This window comes from Aeromonas sp. LsrichE-8G (genome assembly GCF_022869435.1).
Lineage (GTDB): Bacteria > Pseudomonadota > Gammaproteobacteria > Enterobacterales > Aeromonadaceae > Aeromonas > Aeromonas caviae.
This window is the reverse complement of the sequence record NZ_JALIHH010000099.1, coordinates 40,307-60,551: the sequence shown is the minus strand read 5'-3', so window position 1 is coordinate 60,551 and position 20,245 is coordinate 40,307. Positions and strand designations below refer to the sequence as shown.

Annotated in this window: 20 protein-coding genes and 1 pseudogene; 12 read left to right on the top strand and 9 right to left on the bottom strand. The window is 62.1% G+C overall.

The features are described from left to right. Positions 1–104: 104 nt before the first annotated feature. The 3 genes from rpsO (at position 105) to MUW49_RS14815 (ending at position 4,047) form a co-directional block, all read left to right on the top strand. Positions 105–374 (top strand): 30S ribosomal protein S15, encoded by a 270-nt coding sequence (gene rpsO / locus MUW49_RS14825; protein WP_010675364.1) that lies wholly within the window; start codon positions 105–107, stop codon positions 372–374. Between the two features lie 180 nt (positions 375–554). After that, the gene (gene pnp / locus MUW49_RS14820; RefSeq protein WP_029314766.1) at positions 555–2,693 is read left to right on the top strand and encodes a polyribonucleotide nucleotidyltransferase; all 2,139 of its coding nucleotides are present in this window, start codon (positions 555–557) and stop codon (positions 2,691–2,693) included. A gap of 142 nt (positions 2,694–2,835) precedes the next feature. Beyond that, positions 2,836–4,047, top strand: coding sequence for an MFS transporter (locus MUW49_RS14815; RefSeq protein ID WP_041212507.1), 1,212 nt, complete (start codon positions 2,836–2,838; stop codon positions 4,045–4,047). A gap of 3 nt (positions 4,048–4,050) precedes the next feature. Here the strand turns inward: MUW49_RS14815 and MUW49_RS14810 are convergent, their stop codons facing one another. Next, entirely contained in the window at positions 4,051–4,404 is a 354-nt protein-coding gene (locus MUW49_RS14810; RefSeq protein WP_010675361.1) for a DsrE/DsrF/TusD sulfur relay family protein, read from the bottom strand. A 160-nt stretch (positions 4,405–4,564) separates the two neighbouring features. On the opposite strand from MUW49_RS14810, the gene MUW49_RS14805 reads away from it, so the two are divergent. Beyond that, positions 4,565–4,957 (top strand): DUF1090 domain-containing protein, encoded by a 393-nt coding sequence (locus tag MUW49_RS14805; protein ID WP_171864897.1) that lies wholly within the window; start codon positions 4,565–4,567, stop codon positions 4,955–4,957. Positions 4,958–5,042: 85 nt separating this feature from the next. Here MUW49_RS14805 and MUW49_RS22100 read toward each other — a convergent pair. The 3 genes and pseudogenes from MUW49_RS22100 to yegQ form a co-directional block, all read right to left on the bottom strand. Further along, a pseudogene (locus MUW49_RS22100) lies at positions 5,043–5,135 on the bottom strand (ferredoxin); the annotation flags it as partial. Between the two features lie 21 nt (positions 5,136–5,156). Then, complete coding sequence (locus MUW49_RS14800) at positions 5,157–5,405, bottom strand: YfhL family 4Fe-4S dicluster ferredoxin (protein ID WP_010675358.1); 249 nt, start codon at positions 5,403–5,405, stop codon at positions 5,157–5,159. 1 nt (position 5,406) lies between these two features. Next, positions 5,407–6,771, bottom strand: a complete 1,365-nt coding sequence (yegQ, locus tag MUW49_RS14795) for a tRNA 5-hydroxyuridine modification protein YegQ (RefSeq protein ID WP_010675357.1) — start codon at positions 6,769–6,771, stop codon at positions 5,407–5,409. A gap of 443 nt (positions 6,772–7,214) precedes the next feature. On the opposite strand from yegQ, the gene MUW49_RS14790 reads away from it, so the two are divergent. Next, positions 7,215–8,141 carry a L,D-transpeptidase family protein gene (locus tag MUW49_RS14790; protein ID WP_041212511.1) on the top strand — a complete coding sequence of 309 codons (927 nt, stop codon included), beginning with the start codon at positions 7,215–7,217 and terminating at the stop codon, positions 8,139–8,141. 71 nt (positions 8,142–8,212) lie between these two features. Here the strand turns inward: MUW49_RS14790 and MUW49_RS14785 are convergent, their stop codons facing one another. The 4 genes from MUW49_RS14785 to fldB all read right to left on the bottom strand — a co-directional run bounded on the left by MUW49_RS14785 (position 8,213) and on the right by fldB (position 12,716). Next, positions 8,213–8,590, bottom strand: a complete 378-nt coding sequence (locus MUW49_RS14785) for a VOC family protein (protein ID WP_010673739.1) — start codon at positions 8,588–8,590, stop codon at positions 8,213–8,215. A gap of 141 nt (positions 8,591–8,731) precedes the next feature. Then, positions 8,732–10,072: a metallopeptidase TldD-related protein gene (locus MUW49_RS14780; protein ID WP_052815999.1), complete on the bottom strand. Its 1,341-nt coding sequence runs from the start codon at positions 10,070–10,072 to the stop codon at positions 8,732–8,734. A gap of 106 nt (positions 10,073–10,178) precedes the next feature. Beyond that, positions 10,179–11,579: a TldD/PmbA family protein gene (locus MUW49_RS14775; protein WP_104452438.1), complete on the bottom strand. Its 1,401-nt coding sequence runs from the start codon at positions 11,577–11,579 to the stop codon at positions 10,179–10,181. A gap of 618 nt (positions 11,580–12,197) precedes the next feature. Beyond that, positions 12,198–12,716 (bottom strand): flavodoxin FldB, encoded by a 519-nt coding sequence (gene fldB / locus MUW49_RS14770; RefSeq protein WP_160838797.1) that lies wholly within the window; start codon positions 12,714–12,716, stop codon positions 12,198–12,200. 183 nt (positions 12,717–12,899) lie between these two features. Between fldB and xerD the strand changes: the two genes are divergently transcribed. Continuing rightward, a complete protein-coding gene (gene xerD, locus MUW49_RS14765; RefSeq protein ID WP_042880761.1) occupies positions 12,900–13,799 on the top strand; it encodes a site-specific tyrosine recombinase XerD in 900 nt (299 codons plus the stop codon). Positions 13,800–13,872: 73 nt separating this feature from the next. Here xerD and mscL read toward each other — a convergent pair whose 3' ends face one another. Beyond that, a complete protein-coding gene (gene mscL, locus MUW49_RS14760; protein WP_010673746.1) occupies positions 13,873–14,283 on the bottom strand; it encodes a large-conductance mechanosensitive channel protein MscL in 411 nt (136 codons plus the stop codon). A 259-nt stretch (positions 14,284–14,542) separates the two neighbouring features. Between mscL and MUW49_RS14755 the strand changes: the two genes are divergently transcribed. The 6 genes from MUW49_RS14755 to nqrE all read left to right on the top strand — a co-directional run bounded on the left by MUW49_RS14755 (position 14,543) and on the right by nqrE (position 20,232). After that, a complete protein-coding gene (locus tag MUW49_RS14755) occupies positions 14,543–15,247 on the top strand; it encodes a disulfide isomerase DsbC N-terminal domain-containing protein (protein WP_039041117.1) in 705 nt (234 codons plus the stop codon). After that, positions 15,213–16,943: a single-stranded-DNA-specific exonuclease RecJ gene (gene recJ / locus MUW49_RS14750; protein ID WP_113977473.1), complete on the top strand. Its 1,731-nt coding sequence runs from the start codon at positions 15,213–15,215 to the stop codon at positions 16,941–16,943. The genes MUW49_RS14755 and recJ overlap by 35 nt, the downstream gene beginning before the upstream one ends. Before the next feature lie 151 nt (positions 16,944–17,094). Further along, entirely contained in the window at positions 17,095–18,276 is a 1,182-nt protein-coding gene (locus MUW49_RS14745; RefSeq protein ID WP_244812916.1) for a MerR family transcriptional regulator, read from the top strand. A gap of 40 nt (positions 18,277–18,316) precedes the next feature. Then, positions 18,317–18,820, top strand: coding sequence for an N-acetyltransferase (locus MUW49_RS14740; RefSeq protein WP_244812915.1), 504 nt, complete (start codon positions 18,317–18,319; stop codon positions 18,818–18,820). Positions 18,821–19,004: 184 nt separating this feature from the next. Continuing rightward, complete coding sequence (locus MUW49_RS14735; RefSeq protein ID WP_244812914.1) at positions 19,005–19,430, top strand: hypothetical protein; 426 nt, start codon at positions 19,005–19,007, stop codon at positions 19,428–19,430. A 202-nt stretch (positions 19,431–19,632) separates the two neighbouring features. Beyond that, positions 19,633–20,232, top strand: a complete 600-nt coding sequence (nqrE, locus tag MUW49_RS14730; RefSeq protein ID WP_010673752.1) for an NADH:ubiquinone reductase (Na(+)-transporting) subunit E — start codon at positions 19,633–19,635, stop codon at positions 20,230–20,232. Positions 20,233–20,245: the final 13 nt, after the last annotated feature.

The following is a 20,245-nucleotide window of genomic DNA, read 5'->3' as shown; positions in this document are numbered from 1 at the left end:
TTCCCGTTGCGAAAAGGGGCGGGGACGATTATGATACCGCCCTCATTTCACGGCTGAATTAGAGATTGGCTGTGAACCTTTAAACACTCTACTGGAGTAATACCATGTCTCTAAATGCTGAGATCAAAGCTCAAATCGTTGCCGACAACGCTCGTGGCGCCAACGACACCGGTTCCCCCGAAGTGCAAGTTGCCCTGCTGACTGCCCAGATCAACCATCTGCAAGGTCACTTCAAGGAGCACGCCAAGGATCACCACGGTCGTCGCGGTCTGCTGCGCATGGTTTCCCAGCGTCGTAAGCTGCTGGACTACCTGAAGCGTAAAGACGTTCAGCGTTACGCTGCTCTGATCGCCAAGCTGGGTCTGCGTCGTTAATCGATCATCAGATTTCGCAAAAAAGGGGAACCGCGAGGTTCCCCTTTTTTATTGCCCGTTTCAAACAGGATGCAGGCCGTTGCCTGCCTCACAGAATTGACGTCCGCGCTTACCTTTTGATGCGAATCAAGTATACTTGCACGCGAATTTAAAGCGCCAAATTGTTAAAAGGAAATTCACGTGAATCCTATTGTAAAGTCATTCCAGTACGGTCAACACACCGTCACACTGGAAACCGGTGTGATGGCCCGTCAAGCCACTGCGGCCGTCATGGTCAGCATGGACGATACCTGTGTCTTCGTGACTGTCGTTGGCAAGAAAGAGGCCGATCACGGCCGTGATTTCTTCCCGCTGACCGTCAACTATCAGGAGCGTACCTATGCTGCTGGTCGTATCCCGGGTGGTTTCTTCCGTCGTGAAGGCCGTCCGAGCGAGGGTGAGACCCTCATCTCCCGTCTGATCGACCGTCCCATCCGTCCGCTGTTCCCGGAAGGCTTCCTCAATGAGGTTCAGGTGGTTGCCACCGTCATGTCCGTGAACCCGGCCGTTTCTCCCGACATCGTTGCCATGATCGGTGCCTCCGCGGCCCTGGCCATCTCCGGCATCCCGTTCGGCGGCCCGATCGGTGCAGCCCGCGTGGGTTACATGAACGGCCAGTACGTGCTGAACCCGACCACCACCGAACTGCCCCAGAGCGATCTGGATCTGGTGGTTGCCGGTACTGCCAATGCGGTGCTGATGGTGGAATCCGAAGCAGCCATCCTCTCCGAAGAGGTGATGCTGGGCGCCGTGGTCTACGGTCACGAGCAGATGCAGACCGTGATCAACGCCATCAATGAATTCGCTGCCGACGTCGGTACCAAGCCCTGGGACTGGACCCCGCCTGCCGTCAACGAAGCGCTGAAAGCCAAAGTTGCCGAACTGGCCACAGCTGAACTGGGTGAAGCCTACCGTATCACCGAGAAGGCTGTTCGTTACGAAACCATCGCTGCCATCAAGGGCCGCGTGGTCGAGCAAGTCATCGCATCCGGCGTGGAAGAAGATGCCAAGAAGATCGGCGAAGAGTTCCACAGCCTGGAGAGCCGCATCGTCCGTGGTCGCGTCGTACGTGGTGAGCCGCGTATCGACGGTCGCGATCCGGAAATGATCCGCGCCCTCTCCGTCGGTACCGGCATCCTGCCCCGTGCCCACGGTTCTGCCCTGTTCACCCGTGGTGAAACCCAGGCCATCGTGGTGGCCACTCTGGGTACCGAGCGTGACGCCCAGAACATCGACGAGCTGACCGGCAACCGCGCCGATCGCTTCATGCTGCACTACAACTTCCCGCCCTACTGCGTCGGCGAGACCGGCATGATGGGCAGCCCGAAGCGTCGTGAAATCGGTCACGGTCGTCTGGCCAAGCGCGGCGTTGCTGCCGTGATGCCGAGCGCCGCCGAGTTCCCGTACGTGGTGCGCGTGGTCTCTGAAATCACCGAATCCAACGGCTCCTCCTCCATGGCGTCTGTCTGTGGTTCCTCCCTGGCGCTGATGGATGCCGGTGTGCCGATCAAGGCCTCCGTTGCCGGTATCGCCATGGGTCTGGTGAAGGAAGAAGAAGGTTTCGTCGTGCTGTCCGACATCCTGGGTGACGAAGATCACCTGGGCGACATGGACTTCAAGGTAGCCGGTACCAGCGAAGGTGTGACCGCGCTGCAGATGGACATCAAGATCGAAGGCATCACCAAAGAGATCATGGAGATTGCGCTGAAGCAAGCTCGTGGCGCTCGTCTGCACATCCTGAAGGTGATGGACGAAGCTATCCAGGCTCCCCGTGCCCAGATCTCCGATTTCGCACCGCGCATCCACACCATCAAGATCAATCCTGAGAAGATCAAGGACGTGATCGGCAAGGGTGGTTCCGTGATCCGTGCCCTGACCGAAGAGACCGGCACCAACATCGAGCTGGATGATGACGGTACCGTTCGCATCTCCGCCGTGGCCAACGAAGCCGCCATGGAAGCGATCCGCCGCATCGAGGCCATCACCGCCGAGATCGAAGTGAACCGCATCTACGAAGGCAAGGTCGTGCGCCTGGCTGACTTCGGCGCCTTCGTCAACATCCTGCCGGGTAAAGACGGTCTGGTGCACATCTCCCAGATCACCGATGCCCGCGTGCAGAACGTGGCCGACTTCCTGAAAATCGGTGACGTGGTGAAGGTGAAGGTACTGGAAGTGGACCGTCAGGGCCGTGTGCGTCTCTCCATCAAGGAAGCGAACGCACCGACCGAAGCGGCTGCTGCTCCTGCTGCCGTTGCCGTCGAAGAGCCGGCTGCCGAATAAGGCTGCCGTATGTGAAAGAGCCGACCCTTGGGTCGGCTTTTTTGTGCCTGTCGCCCGGCATGGCGCAGATTGTCTCCTTGTTCCTTTTGGCGCCCCTTGATATAAGGGACGACCCCGCTTCGTTGGCAAAAGGAATTGCAGCATGTCATGGGCCTACCTCAGGCAGTTTCCTTCCCTGGTCTGGATCGTCATCCTGGGCACTTTCATGGTGCGTACCACCTTCTTCATGGTCTGGCCCTTTCTCTCGATCCTGCTCTACCGTGACTACGGACTTTCGGCGACCCTGATAGGCCTGATCCTGGGGGCCACGGCGGCGCTTTCCACTCTCGTCAGCTTCTATGGCGGCTGGCTCTCGGACAAATGGGGGCGGCGCAACATCCTGCTGTTCGGCTGCCTGGTTTCCGCCGCCAGTGTGGCCCTGCTCGGCCTCTCCCACCAGGTGGGCTGGCTGGCACTCGGGGTGATCGGCAGCGGACTCTCCTACGGGCTCATCGACTCACCGGGCAAGGCACTGATGGCCGACAATCTGGCCGAGCCCAAAGCCCGTGAGCTGGCGCTGCACCTGCGCTATTTCCTGCTCAACCTGGGGGCGGCCATCGGTCCTCTGCTCGGCGTCACCTATGGCCTGAGCGCGCGTCAGGAGACCTTCCTGTTGCTCAGTGCCAGCTATCTGCTGCTTGGCATCGTCTTTGTCATCGGGTTCAGGCTGGCAGGTTGCCACACCAGCCAGGCGGCCGGGCCCGGCATGCGTGCCGTGCTGCGGGTGCTCTGGCAGGACAGGGGATTTCTGCTGCTGATCATGGCCAATCTGCTGCTGATGCTGGTCTATGCCCAGTTCGAGTCGCCCCTCATCCAGTATCTGACCCGCGCGGGGACGCCGGAGGTGGAGCGGCTCATCGGCTGGCTGGTGACGACCAACGCGCTGACCATAGTGATGCTGCAGTTTCCCCTGCTGCACCTGACTGCCCGCTGGTCCACACGGCGCAAGCTGCAACTCGGGGTGGCGCTCTTTCTCGGCGCCCAGTTGCAGTTTGCGCTGGGGGATACCGCCATCTGGTGGCACTGGATAGTGGCGGTGATCCTCCTGAGCGTCGGGGAGTGCATCCTCTTCCCCTTGCTCAATGTGCTGATCGATCAGATGGCGCCTGGTCATTTGAAGGGGAGCTATTTCGGGGCGGCCTCCATCTCCGGACTCGGGGTGGCCATGGGGGCCTTGCTGGGAGGCTGGGTGCTGGCCCATTGGGGCGGGAGCTGGCTTTACGCCCTGATGGCGCTGCTCTGCCTGGTGATCCTGATGCTCTATGGTCTGAGTACCCGGACCTCGCGCCCAGCACTGGTCCGGGCCGGGCCCTGACGGCTAGAAGGTCAGCACCTTGTCGGCGGCCAGAGTCCATTGGGCCAGCAAGGGGAGGGTGCCTATCTCTATGCCCTCGACAAGGGGTAGCGGGGTGATGCCGCGCGCATCGGTGCAGCTCTTGCAAAGCCGGATCCGGGTGCCCTGAGCCAGCAGTATCTCCAGCATCTGGCGCAGGTTGTAGCCCTCGGCCGGAGCCTGCCCGGCCAGAGCCGCAGTGACGGCATCCGACATCAGGAAGAGGTTGAGGTCTACCTTTCCCTCCTCTTTGAGGGCGATGCCGAGGCGCAGGGCATTGAACAGGGACTCGCTGCCATAGGGGGCGCCGTTGGCAATGATGAGAATGTGTTGGGTCATGTGGCTCTCCTGATTGAAAGGGCCATTGTAGCTTTGGCGAAAGCGGCCCGGCATGATGCAGAGCACACTCTGTCGTAGCCCGGCCCCGTGTGTCTTGACCTCACACAGGGAGTCAGGTCTCATGGACGGCCATCCAGTATGACAGAACAAAGAGGTTGTTATGTGGAAGATCGCCGGAATAGGCTTATTGTTGTTGGCCGGACAAGCCTATGGTAGTGAAAACATCGGCTGCAAGGCCAGACAGCAGGCCGTGACGGATCAGCTTGCGTTCGCCAGGGCGCACAACAACCAGGAGCAGGTAGCCGGCCTTGAGCGGGCACTGCGCAACCTGGAGGCCCATTGTACCGATGCCGGGCTCCTTGAGGAGCAGCAACGCAAGGTGGTCAAGCAGAGGGAAGAAGTGGAAGAGCGGCTGGCCGAGTTGCAGAGTGCACGGGTATCGGGCAAGCCGGACAAGATTGCCAAGAAGCAGTCCAAGCTGGAGGAGTCCCAGGCCGAGTTGCTGGAAGCCCAGCGCGAACTCGAGGCGCTGCAAAAACTGGTCAAATCCTGAGGGAAGGGCAGCGCAATAGAAAAAGCCGGGCATGCCCGGCTTTTTCTATTTCTGGATAATGCACACCACGAGTGTCAGACGCTGACTGCCTGTGCATCCGCACAAACTTCTCCATCCGCTGATCTTCGGTTTCCACCCTATGGACGGGATTCCGGAGGATGCAGTCGATAGGGCGCAGACGCTGATGCAGGTGCTACAGCTACTGCCTGTGCATCCGCACGAACTTTTCCATCAACTGATCTTCGGTCTCCACATGGGCGGGATCCCAGATGATGCAGTCGATAGGGCAGACGCTGATGCAGGTGGGCTTCTCATAGTGGCCGACGCATTCGGTGCAGCGATCCGGGTCTATCTCGTAGATCTTGCTCCCCAGGGTGATGGCCTGGTTCGGACACTCCGGATCGCACATGTCACAGTTGATGCACTTGTCGGTGATGAGCAGTGCCATCTCAGGCCGCCGAGTGAGGTTGACGGGTATCCTCGCGCTCGCCGAGGTTGCGCAGCAGGATGCCGTAATTCACGTCGATCTCCTTGGGTACCGGCACGTAGACCACGTGGCCGTTGCCCGGTGCGGTGTCGATGAGCTCGCCCTTGCGGTTCTGCATCTGCTCCAGGTTGAAGCTGAGGTTGCCCTGGGGGGTCATCAGCTCCAGGCTGTTGCCCAGCAGGAACTTGTTCTTCACCTCGACCTCGACCATGTCACCGTTGCGACCGGTGATCTCGCCGACGAACTGCTGGGTGTCGGAGACGGAGTAACCGTAGTCGTAGTTCTGGTATTCGCTGTGGTTGTGACGGCGCAGGAAGCCCTCGGTGTAGCCGCGGTGGGCCAGGTTCTCGAGGGTGCCCATCAGGGTCGGATCGAACGGACGGCCAGCCACCGCATCGTCGATGGCCTTGCGATAGACCTGGGCGGTACGGGCGCAGTAGTAGAAGGACTTGGTACGGCCTTCGATTTTCAGGGAATGAACGCCCATTTTGGTCAGGCGCTCGACGTGCTCGACGGCGCGCAGATCCTTGGAGTTCATGATGTAGGTGCCGTGCTCGTCTTCAAACGCAGTCATGAACTCGCCCGGGCGGTTGGACTCTTCCAGCAGCACCAGGGCATCGGTCGGCTTGCCTGCGCCCAGGGTCGGATCCACCTTTTGCACGGCGATGGGCTCCTGGCGGTGGACGATCTGGCCCACGTCATCTTCCTTGCCCTCGTGCACCTTGTACTCCCAGCGGCAGGAGTTGGTGCAGGTGCCCTGATTGGGGTCACGCTTGTTGATGTAGCCGGAGAGCAGGCAGCGGCCGGAGTAGGCCATGCACAGCGCCCCGTGGACGAAGACTTCCAGTTCCATCTCCGGCACCTGCATGCGGATCTCCTCGATCTCGTCGAGAGACAGCTCGCGGGATAGGATGGCACGGGTCAGTCCCATCTGATGCCAGAACTTCACCGTGGCCCAGTTGACCGCGTTGGCCTGCACCGAGAGGTGGATAGGCATGTCGGGGAAGGCTTCGCGCATCATCATGATGAGACCGGGATCGGACATGATGAGTGCATCCGGCTTCATATCCACTACAGGGCGCATGTCGCGGATGAAGGTCTTGAGCTTGGAGTTGTGGGGCTGAATGTTGGCCACCACATAGAACTGCTTGCCGAGGGCATGGGCCTCGTTGATGCCGAGCTGCAGATTCTCGTGATCGAATTCGTTGTTGCGTACCCGCAGGCTGTAGCGCGGCTGGCCCGCATAGACGGCGTCTGCGCCATAGGCATAGGCGTAGCGCATGTTCTTGAGGGTCCCGGCAGGGGAGAGCAATTCTGGTCTGAACATGTTGGACTCTTTTATCTGATTGCAAATCAGGACGGCGCCACCTGATGGCGTCGTGTGGGTTCATCGGTGGCGCGACCGTCTTCGACGCACGGCCATCCGATGGGGGTACATCGGAGCAGGAGGTGACTCGATACTCCGGATATACGGGGTGCGAGATTGTACTCGTGACCGCCTCGTCATGCAATTTGGGACGACCCTGGCATACCTGCGCCATGTTCATTTTACGCTCAGACTGGGGTTGCTAGAGTGCAAGGGGTGAAAGAGGCCCCCGAGTTGGCGGTGAAATGGATCTTTTCGGCGAAAAAGACCATCTCCAAGTTGAAATTTTGCCCTGCTCGGGAAAGAATGCGCGCTCGGTTGTTGGTCCCCGGTGACGGGTCCACAAGAGACCGATGATGAGCAGGGCAAAGGCCCACAGGAACAGGAAACCATACAGGAATTTTATGAATCCCCTTCGCATTGCCGCTTCGGCTCTTTTATGTACGCTGGCGCTGGTCAGCCAGCAGGCCGCCGCCGTTGAATACCAGCTGCCTGCAGCCAACAGCCGCCTGATCGGTGAGAACCAGGAATACGTGGTGCCCGCAGACAACCGTCCGCTGGAGCAGATCGCCTCCGACTTCCAGCTGGGTCTGACCAACATCATGGAAGCCAACCCGGGCGTCGACCCCTACCTGCCCAAGGCGGGCAGCACGCTGATCATTCCCCATCAGCTGATCCTGCCCAACGCTCCCCGCGAAGGGATCGTCATCAACGTGGCGGAGATGCGTCTCTACTACTACCCGAAGGGCAAGAACGTGGTGCATGTGCTGCCCATCGGCATCGGCCAGCTCGGGGTCAACACCCCTGAGAACTGGATCACCAAGGTTGAGCGCAAGCGTGCCAACCCGACCTGGACCCCGACCGAGAACATCCGTCGCCGCTACGCCGCCCAGGGCAAGACCCTGCCCGCGGTCTGGCCGGCCGGCCCGGACAACCCCATGGGCCTGCATGCGCTCTACATCGGCAACCTGTACGCCATCCACGGCACCAACGCCACCTTCGGCATCGGTCTGCGGGTGAGCAGCGGCTGCGTGCGCCTGCGCGCCGACGACATCAAGTACCTGTTCGATCACGTGCCGGTCGGCACCCGCGTCCAGTTCGTCAACCAGCCGGTCAAGACCACGGTCGAGCCGGATGGCGGTCGCTACATGGAAGTGCACGAGCCGCTGTCGCGCACCGAGGAAGAGTTCAACTCCACCGCCTCCGTGCCGCTGCCCATGACCCCGGCTACCACCCGCTTCATCGCCCACGCTGACAGCGATTCCAACGTGGTCAAGCAGGTGCTGGAACAGCGTACCGGCATCCCGACCCGCCTCAATCCAGAGGCGTAATGGCCGGCAAGTGCAGTTAAACAACAACGGCGACCATCAGGTCGCCGTTGTTGTTTCTGCGTATCCGGACGTCAGCTGGCTGGTGGGGCATAGAGGGCAAGCCAGTTGCCTTCGGTATCCTCGATGATGACCCTGGACCCATGACCGCTGCCGATGCTGTGCAGAGGCTCCAGCACCCGCCCGCCGAGCCGTGGGACCAGCAGCTCCGCCTCCTGCAGCCTGTCACCGAGGGAGAGATAGATGAGGGGACCGGCACCGCCGGGCTGGTGATATTTGTCCATGGGGCCGAGACAGGCCGCCGCGTTGCTGCCGTCGTGGCGCAGCATGGCAAAGCGCATGGTCTCTTCCTGGATGGGGGTGACCTGCACATCAAGCAGGGCCGAGTAGAAGTCCATGGCACGATCCAGATCCCGTGTCGGAATGTCGGCCCAGACCAGGGTGTTGTCCATCGTCGTATTCTCCAGAGTTCCCGGCCAACGCGGTCGGTGGCTCTTTGAGGTTAGAAGTGGCCGTCGGGAGGCGCCATGGATAAAAAAGCGGCGCCTGATGGCGCCGCTTGAAGGGGGAAGAGCCGAGTAAGGCTCCCCCTCTTATTTGCCGGCAATGCTGAGCCCGCCAAAGCGGATCAGCGGGGCATAGAAGTCCTTGCCATCGTCGTGGTGCAGCTGGTTGCCGACCGCTTCCAACTCCCCGAGCAGGCGATAGAAGTTGCCTGCCACCGTGATGCCGCGTACCGGCGCCACGCGCTCGCCATTTCGGCAGAGGAAGCCGGAGGCGCCGAACGAGAAGTCGCCGCTCACCGCATCGGCCCCGGAGTGCAGGCCGTCCAGCTTGACCAGCTCCAGGTACTCACCGCTTTGTACCTCGGCCTCGCCGTGGGGGCCGAGCCCGAATACCAGGTGACGAGGGGCCACGTCCAAGGCACTGCGGGCACTGCGGGCGGCTGCACCGTTGCTCGTCACGCCGAAGTGGCGGGCGGTGGCGCTGTTGTGCAGCAGGGTCTTGAGCTCCCCCTCGCCGATGAGCAGGAGATCCGAAGTGGCGGCCCCTTCGCCGTCAAACGCCTTGATCTTCATGCCCCCCGGCATATAGGCACGGCTCTCCAGGGTGAGCCAGCGAGAAGCCACGCTTTGGCCCAGCTTGTCGCGCCAGGGGTTGATCCCCTGCTGGGCCCACTTGCCAGACAGGGCGGACTGGAAGCAGCCAAACAGGCTGGCAAAGCAGTGGGTGCTGAAGATGACGCTGTAGCGACCGCTCGGCACCGCCTCACCCATCAGCAGGCCATCGGCCACGGCGTGGATCTGGCGGATGAGAGGCTGGCTCTCCAACTCGTCGAAGCGCCGTGCGTACTGTCCCTGGTAGTGCATGGACTGGCGGCCCTCCCGCTCGATGAGAGCGGAGCTGTGGCAGCCGACGCTGAATTCCTGATGTTCACAGATGCTGCCCTGGCTGTTGGCAAGCCAGAGGCGGCTCTCCCCCTCGAAGAAGCCGTTGTAGGGGGCGCCGGTCACGTCCGGCAGGGCCAGCATGCCGGACTCGAGGCACAGGGTCAGGGCGATCTTCTCTTCCACCGCCGTGGTGTCGGCCTGATGTATCTCGGCGCAGTCGGTGATGAGCCTGCTCTGCTGCACTGTGATGCGCTGATCCGGGTCCACCTTGGCGAAGCGGCTCGCATCGAGCGCATCCTGCACCATGGCGTCCAGGGCCGACGCGTCGAGGGACTCGGAATAGGCGATGCCGACCCGGCCTTCCTTGATGAGGCGAATGCCGATCTGCTGGCTGCTGGTGACCTTGTATTCACTGAGCTCGCCCTTGTCGGCCTTGAGGGAGAAGGCCTTCTCCTGATTGGCGATGACGTCTGCCTCGGCACCCAGATCGGCGACCTGGTCCAATAGACGGGCAAGCAGTTGGTTCATGTCGAGTTGGCTCATCAGGCGTTCCCTCCGACCAGGATATTGTCAACCTTGAGCGGCGGCTGGCCGACTGAAACGCGAATGAGGCGGAAGATGGGACCGCATAGAGTGTCATGGATGTTCATCAGGCGTTCCCTCCGACCAGAATGCTGTCAACCTTGAGCGGCGGCTGGCCGACCGAGGCGGGAATGGATCCGGAGACCGAGCCGCACATACCGGCGGAGAGGGCCAGATCGCGCCCTACCATGGAGATCTCCTTCAATACCTGCGGGCCGGTACCGATCAGGGTGGCCGACTTGAGGGGCCGGGTGATCCTGCCCCCCTCGATGAGGTAGGCCTCCTGCACGTTGAAGTTGAACTCGCCGGTACCTGGCTGCACAGAGCCACCCCCCATCCGCTTGGCATAGATGCCGTGCTCCACGGTTGCCAGCATGTCGTCGAGACTGTAGTTGCCCGGTTCGATATAGGTGTTGCGCATGCGGGAGGCGGGGGCGAACTTGTAGGATTCCCGGCGCCCGGAACCGGTGCGGGCGTAGCCGGTGCGAAGGGCCCCCATTCTGTCCACCAGGAAGCCGGTGAGCACGCCGTCCTTGATGAGCTGGGTGTGCTGGGTCGCCATCCCCTCGTCATCGACGTTGATGGAGCCCCAGGCGTTGCCCTGCAAGCCCTCGTCCACCGCGTTGACCGCGGGGTTGGCGATGAGCTGGCCCATCTTGTCGTGGAACACGGATGCCTTCTTGGCCACCGAGGTGGTCTCCAGCAGGTGACCGCACGCCTCGTGGAAGATGACGCCGCCAAAGCCGCTCTCCATGATGACCGGCAGCTTGCCGCTCGGGCAGGGGGCGGCTCCCAGCTTCACCAGTGCCTGGCGGGTGGCGGTGAGAGCCAGCTCGCGGGGATCGATGCTCTCGGCATGCTCCCATCCCTTCATGGCACCGGGGGCTTCATAACCTACGCTCTGCTCGCTCCCGTCCAGGGCGATGGTCTGGGCCATGATGCGGTTGTAGTGGCGGCGATCGCTCACCTGCACCCCTTCGCTGTTGAAGATCTCCACCTCCTGCTCCCAGCCGAGCACGTTGCCCGAGAACTGGCTCACCTTGTCGCTCTCGGCGCGGGCCGCAGCGTCCATGGCATGCAGGTAGGCGATCTTCTGCTCCAGCAGCTTGTCGGCCGACAGCGGCAGAGCGATGGGGTTGCGGTCGGTCAGGCGGGTGAAGTCAAAGGCAGTGGCGGTGACCACGGGGTCACGCCTGTCCTTGGCCGCCAGCAGGGTAACGATGCGCAAGAGCTCGTTGCGATCGGCCAGATTGGTGTAGCCGTAGAGCACCTTGTGGCCGTAGCACAGGCGAACGCCGATACCGAAGTCGAGACCACCGCTGATGTTCTCTATCTGGCTGGAGAGCAGGCTGAGCTGGCTGCGGCGCTTGCGCTCCACAAACAGCTCGGCGAAGTCGGCACCCAGCGCCAGCGCGTGATCGAGCACGTCGCGGGCGATGGCGGGGGCCAACAGGGAGAATGAAGTCATAGAATATCCTTTTCTGGTCTGTCCGTTTGCTTCCGACACCCGGCGTTGTGTTGTTATGGGGTGTCGACCTCATTGTTGCAGACCAGAAGCAAAAAGTCGCTATAGCGTCAGCCGATGATACCAAACGAGAAAATCGGTGCGATTTATGCGCCCGGCAGCCCGAGCGCAGGCTACCGGCAGGGGAGGTTTGCGCCGTTCATGGCGCTCGTTTTATATGAGGTCGACCCACTGCTCGATACGGGGTCGGTCTGGTCGTCCATTGGCTGGCGTCGTTGAACATCCAGGCGATCAGGATCAGAGCAGTTCGTGGATCTCACTCAGGAGCTGGTCGACCCACTGCTCGATACGGGGTCGGTCTGGTCGTCCATTGGCTGGCGTCGTCGAACATCCAGGCGATCAAGGTCAGAGCAGTTCGTGGATCTCGCTCAGGATCTGGTCGACCCACTGCTCGATACGGGGTCGGTCTGGTCGTCCATTGGCCGGCGTCGTTGAACATCCAGGCGATCAGGGTCAGAGCAGTTCGTGGATCTCGCCGAGGATCTGGTCGACCCACTGCTCGATGCGGGGTCGATCTGGTCGTCCATTGGCTGGCGTCGTTGAACATCCAGGCGATCAGGATCAGAGCAGTTCGTGGATCTCGTTCAGGATCTGGTCGACCCACTGCTCGATACGGGACTCGGTCTGGTCGTACTGGTTGGCGTCATCAAGGGCCAGCCCGACGAAGTGACGGCCATCGTCGATGAGCGCCTTGGAGGCGTCAAACTCGTACCCCTCGTTGGGCCAGTAGCCCACCAGCTTGACCCCCTTGGGGACCAGCTGATTGTGCAGCAGGCCGAGGGCATCCTGATACCACTCCCCATAGCCCAGCTGATCGCCCATGCCAAACAGGGCGATGATGCGTCCCTCCAGATGCAGGTCGGCGATGTCTTCCCAGCGAGATTCCCAGTCCTCCTGCAGCTCGCCGAAGTCCCAGGTGGAGATGCCCAGGATCAGGATGTCGTACTCCTGCATGCGGGCGAGGGGCACATCCTTGATGTTGTGGAGATCGACCAGCTCGGGGCCAATGAGGGCGCGGATCTTCTCGGCGGCCATCTCGGTGTAGCAGGTGGTGGAGCCGTAAAACAAACCTATCTTCATCGCTCTTCTCTTGATCGCAGTCGGCAAGGGGCGTGACCGGCACAGCGGCGCCCGGGGGGAGGGCGCCAGTCTAGCAGATTGCGCCGGGCTCTTCACCGCCTGAGGGGATGTGCAGCCTTGCCTTGCGGCCCGGGTGGGTCGGCACGTTACAATGGTGACCTGTTTCCCTGAGCGCGGCGCACCATGAGCAAAGCAGAATCCCATCCCCTGATCGAGCCGTTTCTCGACGCCCTCTGGCTGGAGCGGGGGCTCTCCGACAACACGGTCAGCTCCTATCGCACCGACCTGGAAAAATTTGCCCTCTGGCTCGATGAGCAAGGCGGTTCCCTGCTGCTGGCGGGGCTGGACGACATCCAGCACTACCTCGCCTGGCGGGTGGACCATCAGTTCGCGGCCAGCAGCACGGCCCGTTTCCTCTCGGCCCTGCGCCGCTTCTACCAGTATCTCAATCGCGAGAAGCTGCGCAGCGACGATCCCACCGTGCTGCTGGAGGGGCCAAAGCTCCCCAAGAAGCTGCCATCGGATCTGAGCGAAGCCGAGGTGGAGGCGCTGCTGCAAGCGCCCCTGGTGGACGACCCGCTGGAGCTGCGGGACAAGGCGATGCTCGAGCTGCTCTATGCCACCGGGCTGCGGGTATCCGAGCTGGTGGGGCTGACCGCCGAACACGTCAGCCTGCGCCAGGGGCTGGTGCGGGTGGTGGGCAAGGGCAACAAGGAGCGCCTGGTCCCCATGGGGGAGGAGGCGGTGCACTGGCTGGAGCGCTACTACCGGGAGGCGCGTACCCTGCTCCTCGGCGGCACCAGCTCTGACGTGGTGTTCCCCTCCAAGCGGGCCCGGATGATGACTCGCCAGACCTTCTGGCACCGCATCAAGCTCTATGCCCTGAGAGCCGGCATCAGAGGGGAACTCTCCCCCCACACCCTGCGTCACGCCTTCGCCACCCACCTGCTCAATCACGGCGCCGATCTGCGAGTGGTGCAGATGCTGCTGGGCCACGCGGATCTCTCCACCACCCAGATCTATACCCACGTGGCCAACGAGCGGCTCAAGGCACTGCACGGCCAGCACCACCCCAGAGCCTGATCGCCTCACCGGCCCTGCAACAAAAAACCGCCCGAAGGCGGTTTTTTTTCAGCACACGACAGGGAGGAAACGGTTATTTCCCCTGCTGGGATTTCAGCAAGTCGCGGATCTCGGTCAGCAGCTCCTGATCCTTGGTGGGGCCGGCCGGGGCGGCGGCTTCCTCTTCCTGCTTCTTCTTCAGGGTGTTGATGGCCTTGAGCCCCATGAAGATGGCGAAGGAGATGATCAGGAAGTCGATACAGGTCTGGATGAACTTGCCGTAGGCGATGACCACGGCAGGGGCATCCCCTTCGGCGGCCTTCAGGGTCACGGCGAGATCGCTGAAATCCACGCCCCCCAGGATCAGCCCGATGGGGGGCATGATCACGTCTCCCACGAAGGAGGAGACAATCTTGCCAAAGGCGGCACCTATGATGATACCGACCGCCATGTCGATCACATTGCCCCTGGATGCAAAGGCCTTGAACTCTTGAATCAGACTCATTTTTCCCCCTAGAAATGGACGACGTGCCACCTGAGCGCACGTCGATTTGAATAATAAAACATCAGCAAAACAGAGGGATGACTAAAGATGTCTCCCGTCGTCCTGATTAGCTTGCGGGGCTCAAGCCCGATTGGCAACCTGTCATCCCGTGATTTTTTCTTGCGGATGTTATTAATCGATCACTAATTAAGGTCTTTGGGAGAGAGAATTGTCTGGGTTACCTTATTGGTCCCTTAAATCATGCCAAGTGAATAAGCTAATGCGATATTTACTGCTGGGAATGATGCTGCTGTGCGCTTTTGCGGCCAGCGCGGGGATGGACCCCCATGTGTTGAAACAGACCATAGAGCAGCGCCTCGGTGTGCAGGTCTACCTGGTGGACGAGACCCCCATGCCGGGCCTCTATCTGCTGGGCACGGCCCAGGGACTGCTCTACAGCGATGCCAGGGGAGACTATGTGCTGCAGGGCTCCATGCTGGATCTGGCCCACGACATGAGAAACCTCACCCGGCTCAGCCAGCAGCAGCAACGCAGGCTGGCGCTCTCCCAGATAGGGGAGGCCCGGCTCTGGCTCAAGGCCACCCCTGAACGCCACCGCCTCACCCTGTTTACCGATCTCGCCTGCGGTCCTTGCCGCATCGCGCTGGAGGAGTTGCCCCGCTTGCAGGCGAGGGGCGTGAGCGTGCAACTGCTGCCTGCGCCTGTCGCCGCCTCGGATCAGGCTAGCTGGTGCGATCCCGGGCTGCTGCGCGAACTCAACTTCAGCGATCGTTTGCCTGAGAGCGGTTGTAATGCGATCCTTGCCCATCATATCGGCCTGAGCCAATGGCTCGGGATCAAGGCGTCACCGAGCTGGGTCCTGCCCAATGGCGACCTGGTGCGCGGTTACCAGAGCCCCGAACAACTGCTCAAGATACTGGATCACATCAATGCCCCTGCAAATCCGTCGTCGTCCGCGAGTTGATGATTCCCATCTGCCCGCCACCCTGCACCCGCTGCTTCGCCAGATCTTCGCCAGCCGCGGGGTAGAAGACCCTGCCCTGCTGGAGCGCAGCGCCAACCAGCTGCTGCCGCCCCAGCGTCTGTTCGGCATGGCGCAGGCGGTGCCGCTGCTGGCCGAGGCGCTGACGGCGCAAAAACGCATTCTCATCGTCGGTGACTTTGACTGCGACGGCGCCACCAGCTCGGCGCTGTGCGTGCTGGCCTTGCGCGCCATGGGGGGGCACCACATCGATTTTCTGGTGCCCAACCGCTTCGAGTTCGGCTATGGCCTCACCCCGGAGATCGTCGAGCTGGCGGTGGCCCGCGGCGCCGAGTTCCTGATCACGGTGGACAACGGCATCTCCAGCATCGCCGGGGTGGCGGCGGCCAAGGCGGCCGGCATGCAGGTACTGGTTACCGATCACCATTTGCCCGGCCAGGAGCTGCCTGACGCCGACGCGATAGTGAACCCCAACCAGCATGGCTGCGACTTCCCCTCCAAGTCCCTGGCCGGGGTCGGGGTCGCCTTCTATCTGATGGCGGCTCTCAACACCCATCTGCGCCAGAGCGGCTGGTATGAGCGCCAGGGGCTGCGCGCCCCCAACGTGGCGGATTACCTGGATCTGGTGGCCCTCGGCACCGTGGCCGACGTGGTAGCGCTCGATGGCAACAACCGCATCCTGGTCCATCAGGGGTTGCAGCGGATCCGGGCTGGCCGTTGTCGCCCCGGCATCCAGGCGCTGGTGGATGTGTCGGGTCGCGACGGTCGTCGCCTGTGCGCTGCCGATCTCGGCTTTGCGCTGGGGCCGCGCCTCAACGCGGTGGGCCGGCTCGATGACATGTCCCTCGGGGTCGCCTGTCTGCTCTGTGACGACATCAACCTGGCGCGCCAGTTCGCATCTGAAATGGACAGCCTCAACCAGGAGCGCAAGGAGATCGAGCAGGGGATGCAGCAGGAGGCGCTCGCCACCCTGGAGCAGATCCGTTTTCGTGACGGCGAGGTGCCCTCCGGCATCGTGCTGCACCGAAACGAGTGGCATCAGGGGGTGGTGGGGCTGGTGGCCTCCAAGGTGAAGGAGAAGTACTACCGCCCGGTCATCGCCTTTGCCGAGAGCAGCGAGACCGAGCTCAAGGGCTCCGGGCGCTCCATCCCGGGGGTGCATCTGCGCGATGCGCTGGAACTGCTCGATACCCGCCACCCCGGTTTGATGGGCAAGTTTGGCGGCCACGCCATGGCGGCCGGGCTGACCCTGCCCAAGGCCAATATCGAGGCCTTCGGGCGGGCTTTTGAGGCGGTCATCGGCGAGCTGGTGACCCCTGAGCTCTTGACCGGAGTGCTGCTCACCGATGGCGAGCTGCTGCCCGATGAGCTGAGTCTGGAGCTGGCGGAGCTTATTCGCGCCTCCGGCCCCTGGGGTCAGGCCTTCCCCGAGCCGCTGTTTGACGGGGAATTCGTACTGGTGCAGCAGCGGCTGGTGGGGGAGAAGCACCTCAAGATGATGCTGACCACGGATTCCGGCCACGCGGTGGATGCCATCGCCTTTGGCGTCGACTTGCAGCGCTGGCCCGATGCTTCGGTGAAGCGGGTGCGGCTGGTCTACCGGCTCGACGTCAACGAGTGGCGCGGCAACCGCAGCGTGCAGCTGTTGGTGGAGCATCTGGAAGCTGCCGGTCTCTGATTCCCGCGAGTCTCTCTTGCTGCCGATGACGGCCACCTCAGGGTGGCCGTTTTTTTATGGTGTTAACCCGGATGTTGTCGTTGACCCGTCTATTGCTTCACAGTTTAAGCTTCCCTTCATCGGGTCACGGACCCCTCAGCGAGTTGCTGTCATGAAAATATCCGAACTGGCCCGGCGCTGCGGCCTGGCCCGCTCCACCCTGCTCTATTACGAGAAGCTGGGGGTGATTACGGGCACGAGGGGCGCCAACGGCTATCGCCACTACGACGATGACGATCTGCAGCGGATGCGGATGGTACAGGCCCTGCAGGCCGGCGGGCTCAGCCTCAAGCAGTGCCTCGCCTGCCTGGCGGGCGAGCTGGAGCAGGCAACGCTGGCAGCCCGGGTCAGGGAGCTGGATGAAGAGCTGGCGCGGATGCAACGCGCCCGGGATCTGCTGGCGGATCTCGCCGGTTTGCGTGCGCACTCCGGCGACGAGTTCAAGGCCTGGCAGCGGCAACTGCAGCATCAAGCCCCGCAGGCTTACTTTGCCTGGGTGATGAAGCAGGGATTCAGTGAAAAAGAGCGTTACCACCTGCAGTGGCTCAGCAAAGACATGAATGAACATGAACGTTACATCCGGGACTTCAAGCTGCTGCTGGATGGCATGAGCTATTGGGGGCCGGGCGATAGCCTCTTCACTCAGCAGCAATTTGCCGCGCTGCCCAGCCAGCCCCGCCGGATCCTCGACATCGGCTGCGGGCGCGGCGCCGCCACCCTGGCGCTGGCACAGGTGACGGACGCCACCATCGTAGCCATCGATCTGGACGAGGAGGCGCTGGCCGCCGTGGCGAGATCGGCCAGCGCGGCTGGCTTTGAGCAGGTCACCACCCTGTGCGCCAACATGGCGGCGCTGCCGGCGGACCTGGTCCCTGCCGATCTCATCTGGGCCGAGGGGAGCGCCTACACCATCGGGGTGGCCAACGCCTTGCAAGCATGGCGGCCGTACCTTGCCGGCCCTGCTGCCTGCCTGGTGCTGAGCGACCTGGTGTGGCTGACGGACACGCCCCCAGAGGAGGCGCTGGTGTTCTGGCAGCGAGATTATCCCGCCATGCAGACCCTGGCGGGCCTGCTGAAGACGGTGCAGGAGGCGGGTTATCGCTGCCTGTGGCATACCCCGTTGCCGCAAAGGGCCTGGGACAACTATCTGGATCCCATCGAGCGCAATCTGGCGCGCCACAGTGCCGAGCTGGTGGATAGCCCAGCCTGGCAGGATCTGAGCCGGGAAGTGGCCATTCACCGCCAATACCTGGGCAGCTATGGCTATGTGATCTGCTGCCTGCAGGCAGTCTGATCAGGCCATCCATTGCAAGAGAGCAAACGGAGAAAACCTTATGAATATTCTCATTCGACCTGAAACAGGCGCCGATCACGACGCCATTGAAGCGCTGACCGTGGCCGCGTTCCTCAATGCCCCCCATACCGATCACAACGAGCAGCGGATCGTGCGCGCTTTGCGCCAGGCCGGGGCACTCAGCCTGTCGCTGGTGGCGGAGCAGGAGGGGCGGGTGGTCGGCCACCTCTGCTTCTCGCCGGTATCCATCAGCGATGGCAGCCCGCACTGGTATGGCCTTGGCCCCATTTCCGTCTCTCCCGAGCTGCACGGCAAGGGGCTGGGGTCACGGCTGATGGACGCGGGTCTGGCCGAGCTCAAGGGGGTGGGTGCGGCCGGCTGCGTGGTGCTGGGGGATCCCGGCTTCTACGGCCGTTTTGGTTTCGTGCCCGAGCCGGGGTTGACGCTGCCCGGCGTGCCGCCCGAGTACTTCATGACCCGCTCGTTCGGCGCCGCCATGCCCCGTGGCGAAGTGTGCTATCACCCGGCCTTTGTGCAGGAGTGAGGGGCACCGTGAGGGCAAAGAGGGTGCTCCTTGCGCTCATTGTGGTTTTTAATTGCCGGTTTATTTATAAAGAGGGTTTTTAGTATCGATTCGTGGGTGTTTGCAGGGTTTCAAATTCAATAAAAAGATGAATTGTGATATATTCGGCCTCGCTGAATCCTCTTTTAAAGAAGGGACTTCCCGCTTGTCACCCGCTGGCCGACGCTCGACCTGGCCGATGGCCCTCGCCATCGCCGGCCTTCTGTGGCTTGCCGCCTTCGCCGCGGCAGAGGTCGGTGCAGCCGTACGTCAGGCTGCGGTCGGCCAGGGCGCCGCGATGCAGTTGCATGAGCCAGCCGATCCCGGGCTGGTCAACAGCGTCAGCCTGCCGCCGGGCGGCCAGTGGCGGCTCAGCTTCGAGCAGGGTCGACGGTTGGAAGGGGCCGCTCAAGCCGAGCTCTATCAGGTGCTGCTGGCCTGGTTCCAGCACGATATCCTCGGCCTGCTCTGCGGCCTGCTGTTTTTCCTGCCTCTCATCTATCTCAGGCAGCGGCCCGACTACTTCGGCGCTCTGCACACACGGCGGCTTCGCTGCCACCACCTGCAATATCGCTTCTGCCAGGGCGACTAGGTTCACCAGCCGGGCGCCTGCCCGTTTGATCCCCGTCATTGAGTACCGCTGACCGGGCTGCTCGGCAGTCTGGCGGCTGCCGTGGTCATTCTGGGTGCTGCGCCAGCTCTCTCTGTAAACGTCATCCGTGACGTCATCTTCGCGACTGGCCGTTGGCCGGGCGCGGACGTGCTCTTATTGCAACCAAGTGGTGAACTCATTCATGGACTATTACGTCAATCTCTTCATCCAGTCGATTTTTGTGGAAAACCTGGCGCTGGCCTTCTTCCTTGGCATGTGCACCTTCCTGGCCGTCTCGAAAAACATCAACACCGCCTTCGGTTTGGGCATGACGGTGCTGGTGGTCATGGTGATCGCCATCCCCCTCAACAACCTGATCTACCGCCATATCCTGCGTCCCGAGAGTACCTTCCTCGGGGAGTTTGATCTGGGCTTCCTCGATTTCATCGTCTACATCGGGGTGCTGGCGGCGCTGGTGCAGGTGATGGAGATGGTGCTCGACAAACATTTCCCGGCGCTCCATCACGCGCTCGGTATCTATCTGCCGCTGCTGACGGTGCACTGCGCCATCTTCGGCGGCGTCATGTTCATGGCCCAGCGGGATTACGACTTCATCGAATCCGTGGTCTACGGGGCGGGCTCAGGGCTGGGCTGGCTGCTGGCCATCGTCGCCATTGCGGGATTGCGCCAGAAGATGAAGTATTCGGATGTGCCCGAGGGGCTGCGGGGTATCGGCATTACCTTCATCGTGGCCGGGCTGATGTCCCTCGGCTTCATGTCCTTTTCCGGCATCTCGCTCTGAGCCATGGGCCGGG